At 60.3% G+C, this 16366-nt stretch carries 12 protein-coding genes and 1 pseudogene; 6 read left to right on the plus strand and 7 right to left on the minus strand.

Features of this window, described 5'->3' with window-relative positions:
* Positions 1–35 precede the first annotated feature (35 nt).
* From glyA to M5G17_RS12395, 4 genes and pseudogenes are all read left to right on the plus strand, one after another.
* The gene (glyA, locus tag M5G17_RS12380) at positions 36–1289 is read left to right on the plus strand and encodes a serine hydroxymethyltransferase (protein ID WP_273893196.1); all 1254 of its coding nucleotides are present in this window, start codon (positions 36–38) and stop codon (positions 1287–1289) included.
* A 123-nt stretch (positions 1290–1412) separates the two neighbouring features.
* A complete protein-coding gene (locus M5G17_RS12385) occupies positions 1413–2003 on the plus strand; it encodes a hypothetical protein (RefSeq protein ID WP_273893197.1) in 591 nt (196 codons plus the stop codon).
* A 324-nt stretch (positions 2004–2327) separates the two neighbouring features.
* Positions 2328–3567: pseudogene (locus M5G17_RS12390) on the plus strand (aminotransferase class I/II-fold pyridoxal phosphate-dependent enzyme).
* Positions 3567–4718, plus strand: coding sequence for an MFS transporter (locus M5G17_RS12395; RefSeq protein ID WP_273893198.1), 1152 nt, complete (start codon positions 3567–3569; stop codon positions 4716–4718). Before M5G17_RS12390 ends, M5G17_RS12395 begins: the two are co-directional and overlap by 1 nt.
* 103 nt (positions 4719–4821) lie before the next feature.
* On the opposite strand, the gene yjiA is transcribed toward M5G17_RS12395, so the two are convergent.
* From yjiA to M5G17_RS12410, 3 genes are all read right to left on the minus strand, one after another.
* Complete coding sequence (gene yjiA, locus M5G17_RS12400; RefSeq protein WP_273893199.1) at positions 4822–5802, minus strand: GTPase; 981 nt, start codon at positions 5800–5802, stop codon at positions 4822–4824.
* Positions 5803–5892: 90 nt separating this feature from the next.
* Complete coding sequence (locus M5G17_RS12405; RefSeq protein ID WP_010226397.1) at positions 5893–6090, minus strand: YbdD/YjiX family protein; 198 nt, start codon at positions 6088–6090, stop codon at positions 5893–5895.
* A gap of 18 nt (positions 6091–6108) precedes the next feature.
* Positions 6109–8175, minus strand: a complete 2067-nt coding sequence (locus M5G17_RS12410) for a carbon starvation CstA family protein (protein WP_273893200.1) — start codon at positions 8173–8175, stop codon at positions 6109–6111.
* A 182-nt stretch (positions 8176–8357) separates the two neighbouring features.
* On the opposite strand from M5G17_RS12410, the gene M5G17_RS12415 reads away from it, so the two are divergent.
* Both M5G17_RS12415 and M5G17_RS12420 read left to right on the plus strand, forming a co-directional pair.
* Positions 8358–8723, plus strand: a complete 366-nt coding sequence (locus M5G17_RS12415) for a PilZ domain-containing protein (RefSeq protein ID WP_273893201.1) — start codon at positions 8358–8360, stop codon at positions 8721–8723.
* Positions 8724–8984: 261 nt separating this feature from the next.
* Positions 8985–10505: a nucleobase:cation symporter-2 family protein gene (locus tag M5G17_RS12420; RefSeq protein ID WP_130263044.1), complete on the plus strand. Its 1521-nt coding sequence runs from the start codon at positions 8985–8987 to the stop codon at positions 10503–10505.
* A 59-nt stretch (positions 10506–10564) separates the two neighbouring features.
* On the opposite strand, the gene M5G17_RS12425 is transcribed toward M5G17_RS12420, so the two are convergent.
* The 4 genes from M5G17_RS12425 to M5G17_RS12440 form a co-directional block, all read right to left on the minus strand.
* Positions 10565–11731 (minus strand): Fic family protein, encoded by a 1167-nt coding sequence (locus M5G17_RS12425; RefSeq protein WP_273893202.1) that lies wholly within the window; start codon positions 11729–11731, stop codon positions 10565–10567.
* Between the two features lie 162 nt (positions 11732–11893).
* Complete coding sequence (locus M5G17_RS12430) at positions 11894–13240, minus strand: TolC family outer membrane protein (protein WP_273893203.1); 1347 nt, start codon at positions 13238–13240, stop codon at positions 11894–11896.
* A gap of 5 nt (positions 13241–13245) precedes the next feature.
* Positions 13246–14580, minus strand: coding sequence for an HlyD family type I secretion periplasmic adaptor subunit (locus M5G17_RS12435; RefSeq protein WP_273893204.1), 1335 nt, complete (start codon positions 14578–14580; stop codon positions 13246–13248).
* 2 nt (positions 14581–14582) lie between these two features.
* Positions 14583–16352 (minus strand): type I secretion system permease/ATPase, encoded by a 1770-nt coding sequence (locus M5G17_RS12440; RefSeq protein ID WP_273893205.1) that lies wholly within the window; start codon positions 16350–16352, stop codon positions 14583–14585.
* Between the last annotated feature and the right edge of the window lie 14 nt (positions 16353–16366).

A 16366-nucleotide genomic window follows, 5' to 3' on the forward strand; every position in this document is an offset into this window, starting at 1 on the left:
GCCCGCCTATTTCAGCACGATCCTTGAGGACCGCCATGTTCAGCCGTGATTTGACCATTGCCAAGTACGACGCCGATCTCTTTGCCGCCATGGAGCAAGAAGCCCAGCGCCAGGAAGAACATATCGAGCTGATCGCCTCGGAAAACTACACAAGCCCCGCCGTCATGGAAGCCCAGGGCTCGGTGCTGACCAACAAGTACGCCGAAGGCTACCCGGGCAAGCGCTACTACGGCGGTTGCGAATACGTCGACGTGGTCGAGCAACTGGCCATCGACCGTGCCAAGGAACTGTTCGGCGCCGACTACGCCAACGTCCAGCCGCACGCCGGCTCCCAAGCCAACAGCGCCGTCTACCTGGCCCTGCTGTCGGCCGGTGACACCATCCTGGGCATGAGCCTGGCCCACGGTGGTCACCTGACCCACGGCGCCAACGTCAGCGCCTCGGGCAAACTGTACAACGCCGTCCAGTACGGTATCGACGCCAACGGCCTGATCGACTACGACGAAGTCGAGCGCCTGGCGGTCGAGCACAAGCCGAAGATGATCGTTGCCGGTTTCTCGGCCTACTCGCAGATCCTCGACTTCCCGCGCTTCCGCGAAATCGCCGACAAGGTCGGTGCCTACCTGTTCGTCGACATGGCCCACGTAGCCGGCCTGGTCGCTGCAGGCGTGTACCCGAACCCGGTGCCATTCGCCGACGTGGTCACCACCACTACCCACAAGACCCTGCGCGGTCCGCGTGGCGGCCTGATCCTCGCGCGTGCCAACGCCGAGATCGAGAAGAAGCTCAACTCTGCCGTCTTCCCGGGCGCCCAGGGCGGCCCGCTGGAGCACGTGATCGCCGCCAAGGCCATCTGCTTCAAGGAAGCGCTGCAGCCTGAGTTCAAGGCCTACCAGCAACAAGTGGTGAAGAACGCCCAGGCCATGGCCGGTGTGTTCATCGAGCGCGGTTTCGACGTAGTGTCCGGCGGTACTGAAAACCACCTGTTCCTGCTGTCGCTGATCAAGCAGGAAATCTCCGGTAAAGACGCCGACGCCGCCCTGGGTCGCGCTTTCATCACCGTCAACAAGAACTCGGTACCGAACGACCCACGTTCGCCGTTCGTCACCTCCGGCCTGCGCTTCGGCACCCCGGCCGTGACCACTCGTGGCTTCAAAGAGGCCGAGTGCAAAGAACTGGCCGGCTGGATCTGCGACATCCTGGCTGACCTGAACAACGAAGCGGTGATCGACGCCGTTCGTGAGAAGGTCAAGGCCATCTGCGCCAAACTGCCGGTATACGGCAAGTAAGCTCAGTTGCGTTGACAAAAAACCCGGCCATGCGCCGGGTTTTTTTCCGTCTGTGAGTCACTGCGGTACAGCGTCAGGGTTGGCCGGGAGGAATCCACCTCAGGTACTCATGGAGAACCCCCGATGGCTACACACCGACAGCAGTCGTTCATCGCCCAAGTCGATACCCCGCGCTTGCCCCTGCACTTTCTGGAAACTCTGACAGGTGGCCCGGTACGGATCACCCAGGCGCGCACCGGCGGCGGACTTTTCAGCGGCCGTCCGCAGCAACGCGACGACTCCCACCTACTGGGCCACCAGCCCAGCGAAACTGCCGCCGAACTCTTGCTGCTCTACTTTCGCAGCACCGATGACGGCTATGCCCTGTACGTCCGCACACCCGGCGCACACTTTGGCAAGTGCCTGGGCATGGACACCCATGAGGACCTGGAGCGCTACGCCGGTGGTGCCATAGGCGCCTTTGCGCCCGATAGTCACGCCCCCTTGAAGGTCAACCTCATGGGCGCCAAAGGGCCGATGCAGTTGCTCGACTTCAAGAGCGACAGCCTGATCATCCACCTGCAGGACCGTCGTTCCGGACAAACCTGGCACCGCTATCGACGCCATGACGCCCCCCACCTCTACATCGGCGCCAAAGGTGGCGAAGCACTGCCGCTGCGCTTGCGTATCACTGAGCGCAATGCCGCTTATTTGAGCAATCCTGACGAAGTCTAATGAACGGCAATCACAGGGCCTGCTACCTTGTGATTGCACCTTCGATGCGAGGCTTGGCTTAACACCTCCTGATCATATAGTAACTGCTGCCGCCCCCCTTTAGTTTAAGCCAAAGGATTTGACTTACTGACTTTCGGCCTCCTGCCGTTTTTTCTTCGAAAGTTGTGCTCTCGAAACGCAATGTTCAAACGCAAATCGGAAAGTAGGATCATTCTCTTTTTGCAAGAGAAGATTCCCCGTAAAACACAATCCATTTCCTGCAGATCCCTACCCTCACATAGAAATAAGCTGAAAGCCCAACCACAACATGGAGCTGTCCAGCCGATGAAAATCAACCGAAACCTACATACCAACTACAAAAACATGATTACACTGGCTGAGGATGACTGGAACACATCACAACACAGCAAACTTTCCGACCTGAATGTGGAGGTCACCGACACAAACCACCTGAAAGACCAATACGGCAGATACTTCCATCATTTTTGCACCACCTCATACCTGGGCCTCGACTATAGCCCCGCGCTACTTGAAGGCGCTGTACGAGAAATCAGAAATGCAAAAACCCTACGCATTGCAAACTCCAAAAACAGATGCAAGTTAAACGCCCTCGATCATTATGAATCAGCTCTCTCCGACCCTTTCAACTGTCATGCCTTGGCAACGCTTTCCTGCAGCGCTGCCAGTTCCGGTATTCTCCCTTTACTGGCAGCAGGCGTACTTACAGGCAATCAAGCACCCACCATGGTATTTGACAAACACGCTCACTACTCCATGAACCATATCAAAGCAGCGTGTGCAGATGAAACAGAAGTCATCACAACCCCTCACAATGACATGAACCAACTTGAAGCACTGTGCAAAAAACATAAACGCATCGCTTATATTGCAGATGGTTTTTTATAGCATGGGTGGGAAAGCCGACATTGAAAATCTACTGTACTTGAAAGAGCGCTATGGGCTTTTCCTTTACCTTGATGATTCGCATGCACTCTCTGCGCTTGGGGAGCATGGCAAAGGGTTTGCACGCACCCATATAGCAGAACTGGACGATATGACAATAGTCGTTGCCTCATTAGGAAAATCCTTTGCTGCCGGTGGCGGATTGGCCATGCTGGGAAACAAGGAACAGAAAACACTAATCCATCGCTACGGAGGGCCGACCAACTGGTCCCAAAGTTTGAACGTTGCGGCTATTGGAGCCGGCAATGCGTCGATAGCTATACACCGTACCCAGAGACTCGAATATCTTCAGAAAAAACTGCAAGCTAACATTACACTGTTTGACCAGCTCATTCCCTCTGAACACTCTGGATCCCCATCACCCATTCGCCTCATTCACTTGGGAGATGCTCACTTGGCCAACAGGGCATCAGACTATCTCGCACAAAACGGCTTTCTTACCTCAGCGGTCTTCTTCCCTGTAGTCCCAAGAAACAGGGCAGCCTTGCGTCTCACCCTTCGCGCGGATATGCCGCCAGAAACCATCAACAAATTCTGTGACCATCTGGCTTACTTCCTAACCCTCCATCAGGCTGCGACCACGCCGGTTGAACACTTCTGATGAGCAAACTCAGCTCACTGGCTGTTGCCTGCCTTGCAGTACTACTCACTCAGGCAGGCATTACTCTCTATCTACCGTCTCTGCCCGTGATCATTCAAGAGCTGAACACTGACGCATACTTTGCCCAATTGAGCCTGAGTCTGTTTCTACTGGGCATGGCCATGCCAATGTTGCTATGGGGCAAAGTAGCCGCACACTTGGGGTCTCATAACATGCTGATCGGTGCGCTGCTCCTGTATGGCGTCTGTGGCTTGGCGCTCACGGTGACATCCAACGACCTGCAATTTCTGGCGCTGCGCCTGGTTCAAGGTGCGACAGCCGGGGCCCTCTCGGTTGCTGGCCGAGCCTTGCTGCCTGAGCGATTTGAAGGGAAAAGGCTGACACAGGCATTTAGCTGGTTGTCACTATGTTTCGTCCTGTCCCTGGGAGCCGCGCAATTTCTGGGAGCACTGCTGGCCACCTTCGCGGGTTGGCGCTCAACCTTTGCCGTGCCCGCCATCGCCAGTGTTCTACTTGGCCTCGGATTGAGCCGACTCACACAGCCACATCAACACCCCCATCAAGCTACAGCCTTCTGGACTGATTACATTGTCCTACTGAACACCCCTTCTTTTATTCGTCCAGTGCTGGCAGGAGGCTTTGGCTATGCAATTATCGTCGTGTTCAATGCCCATGCTCCGCTCTTGTTCCAACATCAGTTCAACTGGACCAGCCTTGAATATGGGCTTCTCGGCTGGCCCATCAGCATTGCGTACCTACTAGGTACACGAATAGCTCACCGAACGGCATCCACTCAAAGTGAATCAGCCGCGCTCAGTCGTGCAATGTTGTTGCTGGTGGTCGCTGCCGGGATGATGAGCACTGCAAGTGCAATGGATGGCAGCAGCGCTATCTGGGTAGTACTACCCTACTGCTTGATACTCGTTGGCCAAGGCATCGGCTATCCACTGTGCCAATCACTTGCCAGTCGGCAGACCGTTGGCCACAGCGCTCAAGCCATGGCATTGGTGGGTTTTGTTCATCAAACGATGGCAGCCCTGGCCGCAGCCGGCTCCAGCTTAATGCACTTATCAACAGGCGCTTTGCTAGGGCTGACCTGCTTGGCCCTGGCAATCGCCGCGAAGCTCAGCGCCAGGCCGAAAAAAGAATAAAGTCAGTGATGCACTCCAAGCACATCACTGTGGTTACTCCAACGCTGCACTTACAACTTTGGGGGTGTAGCTGATCTCCCTCAGGCAGCACAAGCGATCACGCTTACTCACAACCAGTATCGAACAAGCGAGCAAAACCCGCCCGAATCTTCGCCTCTGGCAAGTCATCAGCAATAAACACCATCACGCTCTCGCGCGCCTCCCCCTTTGCCCATTCGGTATCCCAGTCAAAACCGTAAAGCATCAACACCCCTTGGAACACCAGGCGCCGATCCTCACCGGCGATGCTCAACACGCCCTTGTAACGCAACAGTTGCTTGCCGTGGTCTTCAAGCAACTGATTCATGAAGTCACTGAGGCGATCGATATCCAGTGGCGTTTCGCTACGCAGTACCAGGCTGGAGATGCGGTCCGGGGTCGCTGTCTGGCCGGCCGGACGCAGGCGCAATCCGCCGCCCAGGTCGGCATTGAGGTTGAAGCCGCGGACATCGAGCAGCTCGGCCAGATCGATCTTGCCGTTGTCCACCACACGAATCGGCGCCCGGCGGTTGATCCGCCCCAGGCGCTCGCTCAGGGCCTGGAAGCTGGCCTCATCGACCAGGTCGGTCTTGCTCACCAGCAGGCGGTCGGCAAAGCCCACCTGGGCCTGGGCGATGGCCTGGGTCAGGTGCAGGTCGGCATGCGCCGCATCCACCAGGGTGATGATGCCGTCGAGGAGGTAGCGCTCGCGCAGCTCTTCATCGATGAAGAAGGTTTGCGCCACCGGTGCCGGGTCGGCCAGGCCGGTGCACTCGATCACCAGGCGGTCGAAGGCGATTTCGCCGCTGTCCAACCGCTCCAGCAACAGGAACAGCGCCTTGGTCAGGTCGGTGTGGATACTGCAACAGACGCAGCCATTGGCCAGGGTCATGACCTGCACCGGTTCATCACCCAACAGCTGGGTATCGATGCCGGCATCACTGAATTCGTTTTCGATGACGGCAATCTTCAGGCCGTGCTCGGCCTTGAGCAGGTGGCGCAGCAAGGTGGTCTTGCCGGCACCGAGAAAGCCGCTGAGCACGGTAACGGGAATTGGAGGTAACAAACCGAATACTCCTGAACGCTGAAAATGACTGTGGGAGCCCGGCGCAAACCGGGCTCCCACAGCTTTGTCACTTGCCTTTCGTGCGGTCTTTCAACAGCACTTGGGCCCACCCTTGCCGCCGTAACGAGCCTCCTGGCGTTCGCGAAAGAACTCCTCGTAGGTCATCACCGGCTTGTCCGGGTGCTTGGTTTGCATATGCTCGACGTAGTTGTCGTAGTCGGGCATGCCGACCATCAGGCGGGCTGCCTGCCCCAGGTACTTACCCAGTCGACCGAGATCGTTGAACATCACTGCATTCCTCTTGGTTTATGCATCCGGCAGGGCCTGGAACGGGGACTCTTTGTCAGTCCGCTCTTTTTTGTTCAAGGCGGCAATACCGACCTTGAGGGCGAAGAACAGAATGCTGAAGACCACGAACAGGAACAGGCCGGTCAGGGCCGCGTTGGTGTAGGCGTTGAAGATCACGTGCTGCATCTGACCGATGTCTTTGGCCGGGGCCAGCACCTGACCGGCGTCGAGCGCCGTGCTGTACTTGTTGGCCAGGGCCAGGAAGCCGACGGCCGGGTTCGGGTCGAACAGCTTGATGAAGCCGGCGGTGGTGGTGCAGATCAGCAGCCACACTGCGGGCAGCAAGGTGACCCACATGTAGCGTTGACGCTTCATCTTGATCAGCACAACAGTACCAAGCATCAGGGCGATACCGGCGAGCATCTGGTTGGAGATGCCGAACAGCGGCCACAAGGTGTTGATGCCGCCCAGCGGGTCGATCACGCCCTGGTACAGCAGGTAGCCCCACAGTGCCACGCAGCCGGCCGTGGCGAGCAGGTTGGCGCCCCACGACTCGGTACGTTTGAGTGCTGGTACGAAGCTGCCCAGCAGGTCCTGGAGCATGAAGCGCCCGGCACGGGTACCGGCGTCCACTGCGGTGAGGATGAACAGCGCCTCGAACAGGATCGCAAAGTGGTACCAGAAGGCCATGGTGTTCTCACCCGGCAGCACCTGGTGGAGGATCTGCGCGATACCGACCGCCAGGGTCGGTGCACCACCGGCACGGGCCAGGATGGTGTGCTCGCCGATGTCCTTGGCTACTGCTTCCAGAGCATCAGGGGTAATGGCAAAGCCCCAACTGCTGACGGTCTGTGCAACCGAGACAACATCAGAGCCGACCACTGCGGCCGGGCTGTTCATGGCGAAGTACACGCCAGGCTCGATAACCGAAGCGGCAACCATGGCCATGATCGCCACGAACGACTCCATGAGCATGCCGCCGTAACCGATGTAGCGGGCGTTGACTTCGTTGTCCAGCAGCTTGGGCGTGGTCCCCGAGGAGATCAGTGCGTGGAAGCCGGACACCGCACCACAGGCGATGGTGATGAACAGGAACGGGAACAAGGTGCCCTTCCACACCGGGCCGGAACCGTCGGTGAACTGGGTCAGCGCCGGCATTTTCAGCTCTGGCGCGATGATCAGGATGCCGATGGCCAGGCCGACGATGGTGCCGATCTTGAGGAAGGTCGACAGGTAGTCACGCGGCGCCAGCACCAGCCACACCGGCAGCACGGCGGCCACAAAACCGTAGCCCACCAGCATCCAGGTGATCTGCACGCCAGTGAAGGTGAACGCCGGGCCCCACACGGGATCAGCAGCAACCTGGCCCCCCAGCCAGATCGACAGCAACAGCAGCACCACGCCAATCAGCGAAATCTCGCCGATGTGGCCCGGGCGGATGTAGCGCATGTAGATACCCATGAACATCGCGATCGGGATGGTCGCCATCACCGTGAACATGCCCCATGGGCTCTCGGCCAGGGCCTTGACTACGATCAGCGCCAGCACTGCCAGGATGATGATCATGATCAGGAAGCAGCCGAACAGGGCAATGGTGCCCGGAATCCGGCCCATCTCTTCACGGACCATGTCGCCCAGCGAGCGACCGTTGCGGCGGGTGGACAGGAACAGGATCATGAAGTCCTGCACCGCACCGGCCAGCACCACCCCGGCAATCAGCCAGAGCGTGCCCGGCAGGTAACCCATCTGCGCCGCCAGCACGGGGCCGACCAGGGGGCCGGCACCGGCGATCGCGGCGAAATGGTGACCGAATAGAATGTGTTTGTTGGTCGGTACGTAGTCCAGACCGTCGTTGTTAACCACCGCCGGGGTGGCCCGACGCGGGTCCAGCTGCATCACCTTGGTGGCGATGAACAGGCTGTAGTAGCGGTAGGCGACCAGGTAGATGGCCACCGAGGCGACGACGATCCACAAGGCGTTGATGGCCTCGCCACGACGCAGGGCGACCACACCCAGCGCACAGGCTCCTATGACTGCCAGCGCCAGCCACGGAATGTGGCGTAGCAGGCTATTATTGTTGTTCATGGTTTGCTTCCAGCTAGTGGATAAAAGACAGCCTTTCGAGTCTAGCGATACTGGCAGGAAAGGCCAGCCCCCACGTTGGTCTAGAGCCTTCAGCGTGGGCTGGACAGACCTCGTTATGCGCCCTTGCGTGGGCCTTGGCAAGTGCTGAGCTATAGTCAGGAAGAACCCCGGAGTGCCTGAACATGAGCGACCATCAAGAACGCCGACGTTTCCAGCGAGTTTCCTTCGATGCTCCCACCGAACTGCGCCAGGGGGAGCGAAAGTGGCCGGTTGAACTGCTTGATCTGTCCCTCAAGGGCTTGTTGATCAAATGCCCTGAGCCCTGGGACCCGGACCTGACCCAGGATTTCGAGGCCATTGTGCACTTGGGCGAGCAGGCCAAAGTGCAGATGCTGGTCGAGCTACGCCATGAAGAAGGCTGTCAGCTGGGCTTTGTCTGTTTGTACATTGACGTCGACTCAATGAGCCATTTGCACCGTTTGGTAGAGCTGAACGTGGCCGACAGCACCGAAATGATGCGTGAGCTGCGAGAACTGATCGAAGATTAGAATCTGTTAGGCCCCTAACCACTCCCCTCGCTTGCGACTTTCTGTCCATCTGGACAGCTTTTTCAACCCTTCCACCTTTGTCACGCAGCCTCGCGAGGGCTGCGCGCGGCTGTTGGAACGATCTCTGCATCCAGCCCTGAAGCCAAACCGTTGGCAGGACTGTTCCTACGCCAATCTAAAAATTGTATACAATTGTTCTGGCATTCCCGTGTAGGACTTGTCTACAGTAGCGCCACAACAATAAAACTGAGAACTAGCCCCATGAATACGTCCTCCCCTAGCACGTCTTCAGCCCAGCGTCCCGAAGACGAGAACCTGGGCCTTGGCGCCAACCTGGCTTATGGCCTGCAGCATGTTCTGACCATGTACGGCGGTATCGTCGCGGTACCTTTGATCCTCGGCCAGGCGGCTGGCTTGGGCCCTGCCGACATCGGCCTGTTGATCGCCGCGTCGTTGTTTGCCGGTGGCCTGGCGACCCTGCTGCAAACCCTCGGCCTGCCGTGGTTCGGTTGCCAGCTACCGTTGGTGCAGGGCGTGTCGTTCGCCGGGGTGGCGACCATGGGCGCAATCCTCAGCAGTGAAGGCGGCGGCGGGTTGCCCGGAGTACTGGGCGCGGTCATGGCGGCTTCGCTGATCGGTTTTCTGATCACTCCGGTGTTCTCGCGGATCACCAAGTTCTTCCCGCCGCTGGTGACCGGTATCGTCATCACCACCATCGGCCTGACCCTGATGCCAGTGGCTGCGCGCTGGGTCATGGGCGGCAACAGCAAGGCCCCGGATTTCGGCAGCATGGCCAACATCGGCCTGGCCGGCCTGACCTTCCTGATCGTCCTGGTGCTGAGCAAGCTGGGTAGCGCGGCCATCTCGCGGCTGTCGATCCTCCTGGCCATGGTCATCGGCACCCTGATCGCCTGGTCGCTGGGCATGGCCGATTTCAGCAAGGTCCTCGACGGCCCGCTGGTCGCGATGCCAACGCCGTTCCACTTCGGCATGCCGACCTTTCACATCGCCGCGATCCTGTCGATGTGCATCGTGATCATGGTGACCCTGGTGGAAACCTCGGCGGACATCCTCGCCGTCGGTGAAATCATCGACACCAAGGTCGACTCCAAACGCCTGGGCAACGGCCTGCGCGCCGACATGGCCTCCAGCATCCTGGCGCCGATCTTCGGCTCCTTCACCCAGAGCGCCTTCGCCCAGAACGTCGGTCTGGTGGCCGTGACCGGGGTCAAGAGCCGCTACGTGGTAGCCACCGGCGGGGTCATCCTGGTGGTGCTCGGCTTGCTACCGATCATGGGCCGGGTGATTGCCGCAGTGCCGACCTCGGTACTCGGTGGTGCGGGCATCGTGCTGTTCGGCACCGTCGCCGCCAGCGGGATCCGCACTCTGTCCAAGGTCAGCTACAAGAACAACGTCAACCTGATCATCGTCGCCGCCTCGCTGGGCTTCGGCATGATCCCGATCGCCGCGCCGAACTTCTACGCGCAGTTCCCCTCCTGGTTCGAGACCATCTTCCACTCCGGAATCAGCTCGGCGGCGATCATGGCGATCGTGCTCAACCTGGTGTTCAACCACTTCACCACCGGCAACTCCGACCAGCAATCGGTCTTCGCTGCCGCCTACGAACGCACCATCCACTACTCGGACATCTCCGCCCTGCGTGATGGCGACTACTTCGAAGACGGCAAGCTGTTCAACGCCGAAGGCAAGGAAGTGCCGGTAATGAGCGAAGGCGAACATGGAGAGCCGCCGGCGCGACGAGAGGCGGTTTCGGAACACTGAGGGAGGTTGCACAAGCATTAAAGACCGGGGCGAATGCCCCGGTCTTTGCTATTGAGCTGCTACTGTCGCGCCGAAGACAACTGCTGGGTAATGAACCCTTCGGCCGTCAGGGCACGAATCACCCCGCGCAAAAGGTAGCTGTGCGAAAACCCCAGGGTGTATTGACGGGCGTTGGGTTTGATCGGTACCAGCATGCCACGCTCAACCAGCTTCTTGATCTGATACGTACGTTGAGGGCCCTTCAGTCCTGGCATCGCAGCGGCCAGATCACTTGACCTGGCAATGGCGCTATCACTGTCGAGCAGCAGCCGGAGTACGCCGTACTCAAGTTCGGTAAGCAATGCCCGTTCACGGGCGTGGGCCAGTGCTGGAGACAGGATTGCCTGTTTCAGATAGCTGTAATCCAGTAATCGATCAAGCTTCCTGAGCTCGTCCAGAATGCCCCGCAGAACATACTCGCACCACCGCTCCAGCCCTTCGGACGTGCCCGCATCCGCTTGAGCAAGCATTTCGTAGTAGCGTTCACGGTCATTGCAGAATACTGCCGTTGGATTGAGCAAACGCCCGCCAGCAGCGACGTTGAATCCGTACTTGATCAACATCACATAGGTCAGCAGACGCACCACACGGCCGTTGCCATTACTGAATGGGTGAATCCAGCCGAATCGATGATGAGCGATTGCCACCTTCATCAGATCGTACTTTTGCGGATCCCTTCGATTAATGAAGGCAACCAGTTCCTCCATGTAACCTTGAACCTGCACCGGATCGGGCGGGAGATGGTTCGACTGGGCGATTCGTACGTGGCCAGCGCGAAAACTGCCAGGGGTTCGATCACCTTCCCTGTCCAGGTCATCAACTGTGATGGCATGCAGTTCACGCAGCAGATGCAAACCGACGTCATCCGCCTCACTGAAGTGATCCTCGACGAAAGTCATCGCCTTTTCGATATTGGATATCTCGCGAAGCTGGTCCGAGGTTGAATCGGTCCCCTCCACTTTGCTCTCGACATAGTCCGCAAGTGTGGTGTGGTTACCTTCGATGCGTGCCGAACCCAAGCTCTCCAGGAGGTGGAAAATGCTCTTGAGCTGGAAGAACAGACTGGAAGGCGTGGTGCCAGCAAGCCGGTAGCGACGTAGGTGCTCAAGCTCCGTCAAAACATCCACCAGCGGCGAGTCGAAGGAAGGGTTAAGCAGTGCCAGTTCGTGGTGTTTGAAAGTCGGCATGTCCAATCATCTCAAAAGCATTACCTCAGCAAGTCAAAACATAGCATACGAAAGCCAAGTAAATACTGGGCTTACCAAAAATTCATCTCAGCAACTATGTCAAAACCTAGCAAGCGACCAAGTCAAACGCCTGCTTGCTGTAAGTCAAAAGGCAAACTGAACTCAGCGGGCAGCCAAGCCCCCTGAGCGACTAGCAAAGTATCCATTCAATTGCTGCAAATCCTGCGGCTCCAGCACACCGGCCAGATAGCGCAACTGCAACCAAGCACGCAGGTAGTCGTAGCGGGCCTGGGCCAGGTCGCGACGGGCGCTGAACAGTTGCTGTTCGGCATCGAGCACGTCGAGGTTGACCCGCTCGCCACCGGCCACGCTCCTGCGGGTCGCTTCGATCAGGCCACTGGCCGATTTGACTGCCAGCTCGTAGGCGCGAATCTTCGCCGTGCTGCTGGCGCAGAGATTGAACTGCTTGCGCAACTGATTGAGCGTATCGGCAAGCTGCCCGTCCAGGCTGAAGCGCGCACTGTCACGCTCGGCCGCAGCCTGGCGGGTAGCCGCCGAGACCCCGCCACCGGCGAACAACGGCAGGCTGACCTGGAGGCCAATGCTGTCGGTGTCATAGCGCTGGTCGTAGCTGCTTTCGGAGCTGGAGCTGGATTTACCGGTGCTGGCGTAGGCGCTCAGGGTCGGCAAGTGGCCGGCACGCTGACGCTCGACGGCATAGTCGGCGGCAACCAGGGCGTGGCGCTGGGAAGCCAGTTCGGCGTTGTGGGCCACGGCCAGATCCCGCCAGCTTTCGAAGCGCAATGGCTGCAAGGGCTGAACACGGAAATCGCCACTCAAGGGCGCAAGGTCAGCGACCTCCAGCGGCTCGCCGATGATCGCCTGCAGCACGCGCAGAGCGGCATCAAGGTTGTCGCTGGCTTCGATTTCCTGCGCCTGGGCCAGTTCGTAACGCGCCTGGGTTTCCAGCACGTCGGTACGGGTGCCCTCACCGCCCTTGAGCAGGCGCCGGTTCAATTGCAACTGTTCGGCATAGGCCCGGCGCTGAGCCTGGGCCAGGGCGATCTGCTCGTCGGCGAACAATGCCTCGCTATAAGCGGCGAACACCCGTACCGCCAACTCCTGGCTGCGGCTGCGAAAGCGCTCATCGGCCAACAGCGCCTTGGCCACGCCCTGGCGGTACTCAGCCCAGGCGCCGTAGTCGAACAGCGGCTGTTGCAAAGTCAGGGTCGAAGAATAGCTGCGGTAGTCCCGCTGGCTGGTGACATTGCCGCGGACGTTGGTCTGGGTCACTTCGGAATCGTTGCGGGCATTGTTGTAGCGGTACGACAGGTTCGGCAACAGCGCCGCCCGGCCGATGGCGCGGCTCTCAAGGCCGGCATCGCGTTCGGCGATGGCGGCGTGGAAGGTCGGATCGTTGCGCAGGGCCAGGGCATAGGCATCGCCCAGGTCGACGGCGGCGGCCGACAGGCTGGTGCCCAACAACAGCAGGCAACACATCACACGCATCGACATCATTCCTCCGCCAGGGCGACATGCACCCGGTCGGTCAACGGCTTGAACAGATAATTGAGCATCGAGCGCTCGCCGGTACGCACGAAGGCTTGCACCGGCATGCCGGGGCGGATGTCCTGGCCGGCCAGTTGCTGCAAGCCGGCATCACTGACCTTGGCGCGTACCTGGTAATAAGGCTGCTGGGTTTTCTCATCGAGCAGGCGGTCGGCCGAGACCAGGGTCAGCTCGCCGTCGACCCGTGGCGTCTTGCTTTGGTTGAAGGCGACAAACATGATTTCCACCGGCAGGCCCGGACGCAGGCGGTCAACCAGTTCCACCGGTGCGCGGGCATCAATCAGCAAGGGTGCATCGCTGGGGACGATCTCCATCAGTTGCTGGCCGCGGGCGATCACCCCGCCATTGGTGAACACGCTAAGGCCCACCACCGTGCCGCTGGCCGGTGCACGCATCTGGGTGTTGGCCAGTTCGAAGGCTGCGCTGCGCAGGCGGTTGCCGAGGTCTTCGGCATTGGATTGCATGTCGCTCAGCTGCTGGCCGACTTCGCGCTGGTATTCCTGCTGGCGCTGGGCCATGCGCAGTTTCAGCTCCAGCACCTGGCGGCGAGTGCGGCCGATATTGCCCAGGTCTTCCGAGATCGCGCCGTTGATCTGCGCGTACAGACGCTCGCTGTCGAGCAGGCGGTTGCGGGGGATGTAGCCGTCACGGGCCAGTTCGCGCAGGCCTTGAAGTTGTTCGTCGAGCGCGGCGCGTTGCTCCTGCTTGTGGCTCATCGAACCCTGCACGCCGGCAAGCATGGCCTCTGCGCCAGCGATGTTCTCGCGCAGGCCGGCCAGTTCCATGTCCAGCGACTGACGCCGGCTGTTGCGCAACTGGCGCTGCAATTCAAGGGCGGTGGCGACCCAGGGTTCGCTGGCCAGGGCCTGCACATCGGCCGGGAAGCTGATGCTTGCCAGCCCGTCACGCTCGGCTTGCAGGCGCGCTTCACTGGCCCGGGCGTTGACGTACTGCACCCTTAACGAATCATGCTGGGCCTGGGCCTGGGTGGCGTCCATCTGCACCAGCACCTGCCCGGCACTGACGCTGTCACCATCACGCACCAGCAGGCGTTCGATGGTGCCACCCGTAGGATGCTGCACCGCCTGACGGCTGCCGGCGACCACCACGTTGCCCGACACCGGCACGCCCTTGTCCAGCGGCGCCAGGGCCGCCCAGAGGATGAAACCGCCAAAGCCGCCGATCACCAGCCAACGGCCCAGGCGGCTATGGCGCCGGTCATCGAGGGTCAGCAGGTTGTCGGGAACAGCTTGCGCGTGATGCGACTGAGGAGCGGTCATGGTCAGGTTCTCGGGGTGCCGTAGCTCATGCTGACGCTGGCGGCGCTACGCAGTGCTGGAGTGGGGGTGGGAACACCGGCCGGCTTGTGGCTGCGCTGCAGGTCCTGCAACACCCGCGCGGTCGGGCCAAAGGCCTGCATCTGGCCGTTCTGCAGCACCAGCAACTTGTCCACTACGGCCAGCAAGCTGGATTTGTGGGTGATCAGGATCAGCGTGCGTTGCTGCGCCTTGACCTGCTTGATCGCCTCCAGCAAGGCGCGCTCACCGAAGTCATCGAGGTTGGAGTTGGGCTCATCGAGCACGATCAGTGCCGGCAGACCATACAAGGCCCGGGCCAGGCCGATGCGCTGGCGCTGGCCGCCGGACAGCCCTGCCCCACCTTCGCCCAGCTGGGTGTCATAACCGTTGGGCAGTTTCAGGATCATCTCGTGCACACCGGCCAGTTGCGCGGCGACTACCACCTGCGGCGAATCAACCGCGCCCAGGCGAGCGATGTTGTCGGCGATCGTACCGGCGAACAGTTGTACGTCCTGGGGCAGGTAACCGATGTGGGCACCGAGCAGGCCCTTGTCCCATTGCTGCAATTCGGCGCCATCCAGACGCACCTTGCCCGCTGTCGGGGTGGCGGCGCCGACCAGCAAACGCGCCAGGGTCGACTTGCCCGAACCGGATGCGCCAATGATGCCGAGGCTGTCGCCAGCCGCCAGCTCGAAACCCAGGTTGACCAGGCACGGCTTGCGTGTGCCCGGCTGCACAGCGCTGAGCTGCTCGACCAGCAGGCGCCCGGTCGGCGCCGGCAGCGGCATGCCAGGCGCTCGCGCAGGCTGTTCGCTGAGCAAGGTGTGCAGGCGCTCATAGGCCTGGCGCGCCGAACCCCATTGGCGCCATACGGCGATCAACTGGTCGATCGGCGCCAGCACCCGGGCCATGAGAATGGAACCGGCGATCATCATCCCCGGGGTGATCAGTTGCTCGATCGCCAGCCATGCGCCCAAGCCCAGCACCAGCGATTGCAAGGCCAGGCGCAGGCTCTTGGACACGGCCGTTACCGCCGCCGTGCGCTCGCTGCCCAGGTTCTGGCGCAGCAGAAAACCGTGGTGCAACGTGGCCCAGCGCTGACGGACTGCCGCCAGCATGCCCATGGCCTCCATCACTTCGGCGTTACGCAGGTTGGCTCCGGCCTGTTGCCCGGCCTGCTGCGACAACTGCCCGGCTTCGGCAAACGGCGCCTGGGTCAGGCGCTCGTTAACCCAGGCCAGGATCGTCAACAGCACCGCACCCACCAGCGCCATCAGCCCCAGCCATGGGCTGAACAGGAACATCACCAACAGGTACACCGGGAACCAAGGCGCATCGAAAAAGGCGAACAGCGCCTGGCCCGTGGCGAACTGGCGCAAGGTGGTCAGATCGCTCAGCACCTGGTTCGCCGCGCCCTTGTGACCCGCCAGGCTGGCCTGGTAGGCGGCCTCGAACACCCGCGGGTTGAGGCGCATGTCCATCTGCGTGCCGAGGCGGATCACCACCAGACTGCGCACCCACTCCAGCAGGCCCATGAAGGCGAACAGGCCCAGCACCATCAGGCTGAGCATCACCAAGGTCATCTCGTTGCCAGAGGACAGCACCCGGTCGTAGACCTGCAACATATACAGCGCTGGCGCCAGCATCAGCAGGTTGATCACCGCAGTGAACAGGCCGATGTTGGCAAAGCCGGCACGGCAGGCCTTAAGCGCCTGCAACACCTCGTTGCCAGGGCGGGAGCGGGTGGCTTTCATGATGGTCCTCAACA

It is taken from the genome of Pseudomonas rubra (genome assembly GCF_028656935.1).
Classification (GTDB): domain Bacteria; phylum Pseudomonadota; class Gammaproteobacteria; order Pseudomonadales; family Pseudomonadaceae; genus Aquipseudomonas; species Aquipseudomonas rubra.

What these genes read in the sequence shown, in the direction of transcription:
- glyA (WP_273893196.1), top strand. Translation starts at nt 36, where the DNA reads ATGTTCAGCCGTGATTTGACCATTGCCAAGTACGACGCCGATCTCTTT.
- M5G17_RS12385 (WP_273893197.1), top strand. Translation starts at nt 1,413, where the DNA reads ATGGCTACACACCGACAGCAGTCGTTCATCGCCCAAGTCGATACCCCG.
- M5G17_RS12395 (WP_273893198.1), top strand. Translation starts at nt 3,567, where the DNA reads ATGAGCAAACTCAGCTCACTGGCTGTTGCCTGCCTTGCAGTACTACTC.
- M5G17_RS12405 (WP_010226397.1), bottom strand. Translation starts at nt 6,090, where the DNA reads ATGTTCAACGATCTCGGTCGACTGGGTAAGTACCTGGGGCAGGCAGCC.
- M5G17_RS12410 (WP_273893200.1), bottom strand. Translation starts at nt 8,175, where the DNA reads ATGAACAACAATAATAGCCTGCTACGCCACATTCCGTGGCTGGCGCTG.
- M5G17_RS12415 (WP_273893201.1), top strand. Translation starts at nt 8,358, where the DNA reads ATGAGCGACCATCAAGAACGCCGACGTTTCCAGCGAGTTTCCTTCGAT.
- M5G17_RS12420 (WP_130263044.1), top strand. Translation starts at nt 8,985, where the DNA reads ATGAATACGTCCTCCCCTAGCACGTCTTCAGCCCAGCGTCCCGAAGAC.
- M5G17_RS12425 (WP_273893202.1), bottom strand. Translation starts at nt 11,731, where the DNA reads ATGCCGACTTTCAAACACCACGAACTGGCACTGCTTAACCCTTCCTTC.
- M5G17_RS12430 (WP_273893203.1), bottom strand. Translation starts at nt 13,240, where the DNA reads ATGCGTGTGATGTGTTGCCTGCTGTTGTTGGGCACCAGCCTGTCGGCC.
- M5G17_RS12435 (WP_273893204.1), bottom strand. Translation starts at nt 14,580, where the DNA reads ATGACCGCTCCTCAGTCGCATCACGCGCAAGCTGTTCCCGACAACCTG.
- M5G17_RS12440 (WP_273893205.1), bottom strand. Translation starts at nt 16,352, where the DNA reads ATGAAAGCCACCCGCTCCCGCCCTGGCAACGAGGTGTTGCAGGCGCTT.